The sequence below is a fragment of the Bacteroidota bacterium genome, assembly GCA_013696965.1.
Classification (GTDB): domain Bacteria; phylum Bacteroidota; class Bacteroidia; order JACCXN01; family JACCXN01; genus JACCXN01.
Genome location: JACCXN010000011.1, coordinates 1 through 6,697, shown reverse-complemented (window position 1 = coordinate 6,697; position 6,697 = coordinate 1). Strand labels below are relative to the sequence as shown.

At 36.8% G+C, this 6,697-nt stretch carries 8 protein-coding genes; 7 read left to right on the top strand and 1 reads right to left on the bottom strand.

What is annotated here, in order from left to right:
• A partial coding sequence (locus tag H0V01_02570) for an IS1595 family transposase (GenBank protein ID MBA2582254.1) occupies positions 1–161 on the top strand: 161 nt, incomplete at its 5' end.
• Between the two features lie 145 nt (positions 162–306).
• Here the strand turns inward: H0V01_02570 and H0V01_02565 are convergent.
• Complete coding sequence (locus tag H0V01_02565; GenBank protein MBA2582253.1) at positions 307–909, bottom strand: T9SS type A sorting domain-containing protein; 603 nt, start codon at positions 907–909, stop codon at positions 307–309.
• A gap of 670 nt (positions 910–1,579) precedes the next feature.
• Here H0V01_02565 and H0V01_02560 point away from each other — a divergent pair.
• From H0V01_02560 to H0V01_02535, 6 genes are read left to right on the top strand one after another with little or no spacing between them, the layout of a single operon-like run.
• Complete coding sequence (locus H0V01_02560; GenBank protein MBA2582252.1) at positions 1,580–2,263, top strand: hypothetical protein; 684 nt, start codon at positions 1,580–1,582, stop codon at positions 2,261–2,263.
• Positions 2,256–2,798: a YceI family protein gene (locus tag H0V01_02555; GenBank protein MBA2582251.1), complete on the top strand. Its 543-nt coding sequence runs from the start codon at positions 2,256–2,258 to the stop codon at positions 2,796–2,798. Before H0V01_02560 ends, H0V01_02555 begins: the two co-directional genes overlap by 8 nt.
• A 33-nt stretch (positions 2,799–2,831) precedes the next feature.
• Positions 2,832–3,758, top strand: coding sequence for a UbiA prenyltransferase family protein (locus tag H0V01_02550; GenBank protein ID MBA2582250.1), 927 nt, complete (start codon positions 2,832–2,834; stop codon positions 3,756–3,758).
• On the top strand, positions 3,755–4,849 hold the full coding sequence (locus H0V01_02545) for a type III polyketide synthase (protein MBA2582249.1): 1,095 nt from the start codon (positions 3,755–3,757) through the stop codon (positions 4,847–4,849). The genes H0V01_02550 and H0V01_02545 overlap by 4 nt, the downstream gene beginning before the upstream one ends.
• A 1-nt stretch (position 4,850) precedes the next feature.
• Positions 4,851–5,564 (top strand): methyltransferase domain-containing protein, encoded by a 714-nt coding sequence (locus H0V01_02540; GenBank protein MBA2582248.1) that lies wholly within the window; start codon positions 4,851–4,853, stop codon positions 5,562–5,564.
• On the top strand, positions 5,557–6,675 hold the full coding sequence (locus tag H0V01_02535) for an NAD(P)/FAD-dependent oxidoreductase (protein MBA2582247.1): 1,119 nt from the start codon (positions 5,557–5,559) through the stop codon (positions 6,673–6,675). Before H0V01_02540 ends, H0V01_02535 begins: the two co-directional genes overlap by 8 nt.
• The last annotated feature ends 22 nt before the right edge of the window (positions 6,676–6,697 follow it).

Below are 6,697 nucleotides of genomic sequence, written 5' to 3'. Positions count from 1 at the left end.
GGCTCAGAGGAATGCATCATCATGCCAATCATTTACAAGCATATATCGATGAGTATACATACAGATTCAATAGGAATAATATGAAAGCAGGTGTTTTTGACAATTTAATGGAAAGGATGATTGCCAGCCCACCGGCTCCTTACAAATTAATTATTTGTTAAATGCCTAATTCAATTACAATTTTATGGAATAGGAGTAGTTTTGCCGACTAAAGAGGAAAGCGCAAAAGTTCAGGACTCAATAAGGTAATTGTAATAGTTAAAGAAATTTTGGTTCGAAATTTTCCTTAATTTTTATTGTAATTTATTACCTAATAAAAGTGCCTGAATAGGAAACATTGCCGTTTGCAAGGGTAAAGTGATAAATCCCCTTTTCCAGGCCAAGTTTACCTAAAGGAAATTCTGAGCCCCTGATATTATCTTCCCTATAAACAACTTTCCCCGAATGGTTGATTATCATCAGAGAAAAAGCATAGGATCCGGAAGTGAAGGCAATTGTTGAATGGTCCTGGATTGGCATTGGATAAATTACAAAACCATCTTTTCTTGTATCCACAAAATTGACAGACAAGGGTTCAGAATTTCCTGAATATCCCAGGTCCATTTTATAATAATTAGCTCCGTTCTTCGGAACTTTATGAATAAAGCTGTAAGTTTCGTCACTTCCAATAACTCCACAAATCCCCGGATACCTGTAAACAGGATTATAGTTTATGCCATCCGAAGAATGTTCCACCACCACATCCGAGCAACTAAACCCTGCTTTTATAGTCCAGGAAATAAGGAATGAATTTTCACTTTCTGAAACAATGAATCTTGCAAGGGCTTCACTGTTTTGTGCATTTGCAAAACCTGGAACCAGAAAGAAAATAAGAAAAACTGAATGCAGCAGGGTTTTTAAATTTTTCATCAGTATATAATTTTAAAGGTCTGATGGAATACGCCATATTCATTTTCGGTTGGTAAGCTCCGATTTCTGCTTATGGCTATTTCATAACAAAATGGTTTAACTGTTAATTACTCAAAAATACAACTTATATTAACTAAGTCGGCAAAAAACCAAATACCTGACAAGTTTCAAATCTGATTATGCAAATTTTCCATAATTTGACGATATGGAAAAAATAGGTTTTTAGTAGGTATTTATCAGGATTAAAACATATATCAGACCAATTACTATAAGTGAAAGTGAGGGGGTAAGAGATTATTTGACTGATCCAATTAAAGCCAATGAAAAATAGCTTGATTCCCCGACAGCTTTGCTTTCATGTTTTGAAAAGGAGTAAAAACATTATCTATATTTGAAATTGTATAAATTAATCATCCCTGTCTTATACATTGTTTATTTTACCAGAGAGCTGGCACAAATTTTCACAGATGGTGTTTCTGGCAGCTAATTTCTGTCATATTTATGACATTTTTCAATTTGATTTATGGTTAATTTTAGTGGAATGGAAAGATGTTCAAATTAAAAAATAAAACTTTAATAATTCTTTTTTGTCAGGAATCATTCCTGACTTCGTCTAATCAGTTTAACTTATTTAAATTAAACCTGTATGAAAAAAATAAAATACACATTAATCACTCTCCTTTGCATTGGTGCAATTTCGTTAAAAGCTCAGGAAAACGAGATTCCAAAAACCACACAGGCTTTTGGCCTGGCCATTGGCGCAGGCGATGGAATTTATTCTGGCGCGCTTTCCTGGAATAGAACTCATGGACTATTCAATGGAAAAAAAATACGATTGGGTTATGGCCTGCGATTTTCCGGATTTAGTGGCTCCAATTTAACCTATACTACAGCCCCTGCCAAACTTGCATCCGATGAATCAACCATTGATACGCTTATTGTAAATTCCCCGCTTGCAATGGGATTGAGTGCTTCCATACATATCGAATACCTGTTTACACCCAAATTAAAAGCCGGGTTTAATATTGACGCAATAGGTCTTGGTTTTGGTTCGGAAAGCTCCACCACATTCATTTCTTCTGAAAATACTGGAAATTTTCCTGTTAACCCATCTGCAAGGCCAACACCATTCAATTTATTGCTTGTTGGTGATAATGACATTGGATACCTTAAATCAGAGTTTTTTATTGCTTATGCAATATCAGAAAAGCTATGGTTAAGAGGCGGAATGGATATGACTTTCTCAGAATACACAACCAGTGTAAAGCTTACCAATAACAACGACAGGTTCAGGTATAAGGCTATAATGTTTTTCCTAGGCATTTCATTTAATCCTTTTACCGGGAATGAATAATAAATTAAACGCAATTGGGCTGCTTGTTGTCATTTTGCTGATCCCTGCCCTGCTTGGCTTTACATTATCCAATCAGGAGGATGATAGTTCTTATATAAAATTCAAAATAAAAAATGCCGGAATTACAGTTGAAGGGCTTTTTGAATCTTTTGTAGCGGATATCCATTATGATAAAAATAACCCCGGAAAAAGTAAATTCAACGGAATTATAAAAGTATCATCCATCAATACCGGTATCAAAATGAGAGATAATGATCTGCAAAAAGAGGAATATTTTGATGCAGTGAAATATCCGGTTATTAAATTTATTTCTACTGACGTTGAAGGCGTTAGTTCTAGCAAACTTCGTGTAAGCGGGAACCTGACAATCAAAAACACCACCAAAAAAATAGTTTTGGAAGTAGTCATAGCAGAATCAGGCGGTAAAACAATTTATTCGTCCAGCCTGAAGCTGAACAGGAGAGATTATGGCGTAGGTGGCAAAAGCTGGATGCTGGCAGATGAAGTAGATATTGATTTGAAAATTATAAAATAAGCTTAAATTTGTTTTGATTTAAATGACCCGGTGTTGGCGAAAACAATTGATGCCGGGTTTGCTTTTTTCATTTATACCATGAGCAAGGACTTAAAAAACATTATTAGCCACCTGCGGTTTCCGTTCAGCATCTTCCTGCTTCCGGTTTTTCTTTTTGCGTTAAGCCAGGCGGAAAGCATAAATGTTGTGAATGGCCTTATAATCTTCCTTGTTTTACACTTTCTCGTTTACCCTTCCAGTAATGGTTACAACAGCTATATGGATAATGACAAAGCCAGCATAGGAGGCCTCAAAGTGCCACCCGAAGTACCCGGGATTATGTTTTGGGTTTCATTTTTTGTGGATGTTTTGGCTCTGGTTATCACTTACTTTTTTTTGAATACAGTTATTGCTACCCTTGTTTTATTCTATATTCTTGCCTCAAGAGCTTACAGTTACCGCGGTATCCGCCTGAAAAAACACCCGGTCATTGGTTTTTTAACTGTTGCCGTGTTCCAGGGGCCGGTGATTTATATGATTGTTTTTTTGTCTGTTAATAACGAATTAGTATGGAAACAGGGATATATAATGAGCCTGCTGATAAGTTTTTTATTAATTGGCGCAGGCTACCCTTTAACACAGATATACCAGCACAGGCAAGATAAAAAAGATGGGGTAAAAACCCTGAGTTTATTGCTTGGCATCAAGGGTACTTTTGTTTTTTCGGCAATATTATTCGCGCTTTTGGGTGTTCTGATGAGCCTGCAACTGTTTTTATTTCAGGGCAGCATTGCTAATACCATCTTGTTTATTCTTTTATTATTTCCGGTTGTTGTCTATTTCACAAGATGGATGAATAAAACTTTTTCAAATGAAAAGTATGCCGATTATGAGCATACCATGGGCATGAACAAAACAGGAGCCTTTGCAGTGAATGTCTTTTTTCTTCTTCTCATTTTTAAATCCTTTTTACTGCCATGAGTAATATCACAGCCATATCTGCTTTATGTGGTGAATTCCCTGTGAATCATTTTCAAATGAAAGATTACCTGGATTCAATATACGAGGACAAAATGGTAATAAGAAAATATAAAGCTCTTCTAAAAGATGATTCAATCCGCGTAAAAAATTCGGTTATACCGGATTTTCAACCCGGCTGTAAAAGCCCTGCGTTGTATAAGCCTGAAAATATGCAGCCGGGAACAGCAGAGAGAATGAGGATTTATGAGAAAGAATCTGCGCGACTGGGTTTCGCTGTTTCAGAAGAGGCTATATCGAAAGCAGGCCTGCAAAAGCAGGATATTACTCATATCATTACGGTAAGTTGCACGGGGTTTTCAGCTCCGGGCCTGGAAACATTGTTGCTGGAAAAACTGGAATTGAATTACAATGTAAAAAGATTTACCGTCAATTTTATGGGTTGTTATGCCGCGTTTCACGGCTTACGTTTAGCAGATTTGATTTGTAAATCGGAACCATCCGCTAAAGTACTTCTTGTGTGCGTGGAGCTGTGTTCACTACATTTCAGAAAAGACATATCCGAAGACAATATTCTGTCCACTTATTTATTTTCTGACGGAGCGGCAGCTTGTATAGTAAGGAATGATGCACCTGTTGCGGAAAGTTATTTATCCTGCTATTCATTCGATTCCTTACTTATACCGGAAGGGAAAAATGATATGGGATGGAATATAGGTAACAATGGTTTTGAAATGATACTTAGCCGAGATGTTCCGGGACATATAGAAAATCATATTGCCAAAGCATTTAATGATTTTATATCCCGAAACGGATTATTGAAGGAGGACATTGCTTACTATGCCATTCATCCGGGAGGTAAAAACATTTTAAAAGCTTTTGAACGTGCTTTGATTTTGCCGCGGGACAAACTTGCTGAAAGCTATGAAATATTACAAAACTATGGCAACATGTCTTCGGCTACAATACTATTTGTTTTACAAAAGTTTCTCGAAAAACCAGATTCAGTCAAACAGGGAGAATGGCTGTATTCAGCAGCCTTTGGGCCGGGACTTACCGTTGAAAGTGGGTTGTTTAAAATAACAAGGAATTAAAATGGGGAATAGATTTAACAGGCGCTCCGGTGAATCCGAGTTGATGGATTTACCCAATGAGCTCAAAGAAGATTTATTCATCAATTTAAAAGAACTCGAATTGATCAACAAACTCACAGGCGGGCCTTCCCTGGTGTTCTCTGCAATTAAGAAGATGCTGGCTAATGAAACAAGGGAAGTCCATATTGTGGATATTGGTTTTGGTGCCGGTGATATGCTTCAATACCTTTTGGACCACGCAGAAAAATTGCCTTTTCCTATTCGTTTAACGGGAGTGGATTTGCTCCCTGAAGCTGCTGAATATGCTAAAAAAACGCATCCCGGGTTGTGCGAAAAAGTAAACTTTGAAACCTGTGATTACCGTGACTGGTTTTCCGCAGGAAATAAGCCAGATTTAATCATTGCCAGTCTTTTTTGCCATCATTTAACAGATCATGAAATTACAGGATTTTTCGCAGATATTAAATCAAACGCCACTATCGGTGGAGTAATCAATGATTTGGTCCGTTCGCCAATAGCTTATTACGGCATCAAAATCCCAACCCAATTATTTTCTAAATCAAGGTTTACCAAAAATGATGCGCCTTTGTCTGTGTTAAGAGGATTCAAACGAAATGAATTAGAAGCCTTACTTAAAAATGCAGGTATAAAGAACTATTCACTGGAATGGAAGTGGGCATTCCGGTATTTAATAAGCATCAGGAACAATGAGTAACAACAAAATATGGGACATCATTATAACCGGAGGAGGAGTGGCGGGATTATCTTTTGCTATTTTGTCTGCCAAAAGTGGTTTGTCCGTACTGGTGATAGAAAAAGGTCAATATCCTAAACACAAAGTTTGTGGCGAATATATCAGTATGGAATCCTTCGATTTCCTTTTGCAACTGGGGGTGCCCTTAGAAACTATGGATTTACCACGGATAAACAATTTTGTGTTAACCTCACATAATGGTTCAAAAGCTACTTGCAAATTAGATAAAGGGGGATTTGGCCTCAGCCGGTATAAGCTGGATAATTTACTGGCAGAAATTGCTGTTGAAAACGGTGTGAAGCTATTAACAGGGCACAAAGTTACAGAAATAGCTTACCAGGAAGATGAGTATTTAGTGGCCACACACCTGCAAAAAAAGGAAAAGGCAAAGCTTGTAGTGGGAGCCTATGGCAGAATTTCCGGATTGGATAACATACCGAACATACAGCAGGAAAAATATATAGGGGTAAAATATCACATAGATAAAGGGCCTGTTGATGATACCATTGAAATTCACACTTTCAGGGGCGGTTATTGTGGGATATCCAAAATAGAAGATAACAAGTATTGCCTGTGTTATCTTGCTAAAGCTTCTGACATCAAACCCTTTAAAGGAGACATTATAGCTTATGAGCATGCTGTTTTAATGAAAAACCCATACTTAAAGAAACGCCTTGAATACAAACAATTTTCAAAAAACACAATAACTGCGAACCTTTATTTTGATATAAACAATTCCACTGAAAAAGAATATTTACAGATTGGTGATGCAGCTGGTTTTATTCCTCCTTTAACAGGCAATGGAATGAGCCTGGCTTTTCGTTCTGCAAAAGATTTGCACAAGGAAGTGCTTGAATTTTTCTGCATGAACAAAACCAGGGAAATGTTGTTGAATAATAATAGAAAACACATCTCCCGATATCTGTTACACAGGATCAGAAAGGGAATATTTTTACAAAACCTCCTTTTTATAGAAAACAAAAATTTTAATAAATTATTAATGAAAAGTCTATCTGGAATTCCCGGATTAATGAAATTTATGACAAAGCAAGCAACAGGAGAAACAATTTGATTCCATTGAAAAAAATCTGTCT

Excerpts from the sequence above, each read along its gene's own strand:
- H0V01_02565 (MBA2582253.1), bottom strand. The coding sequence starts at position 909 with ATGAAAAATTTAAAAACCCTGCTGCATTCAGTTTTTCTTATTTTCTTT.
- H0V01_02555 (MBA2582251.1), top strand. The coding sequence starts at position 2,256 with ATGAATAATAAATTAAACGCAATTGGGCTGCTTGTTGTCATTTTGCTG.
- H0V01_02545 (MBA2582249.1), top strand. The coding sequence starts at position 3,755 with ATGAGTAATATCACAGCCATATCTGCTTTATGTGGTGAATTCCCTGTG.
- H0V01_02540 (MBA2582248.1), top strand. The coding sequence starts at position 4,851 with ATGGGGAATAGATTTAACAGGCGCTCCGGTGAATCCGAGTTGATGGAT.
- H0V01_02535 (MBA2582247.1), top strand. The coding sequence starts at position 5,557 with ATGAGTAACAACAAAATATGGGACATCATTATAACCGGAGGAGGAGTG.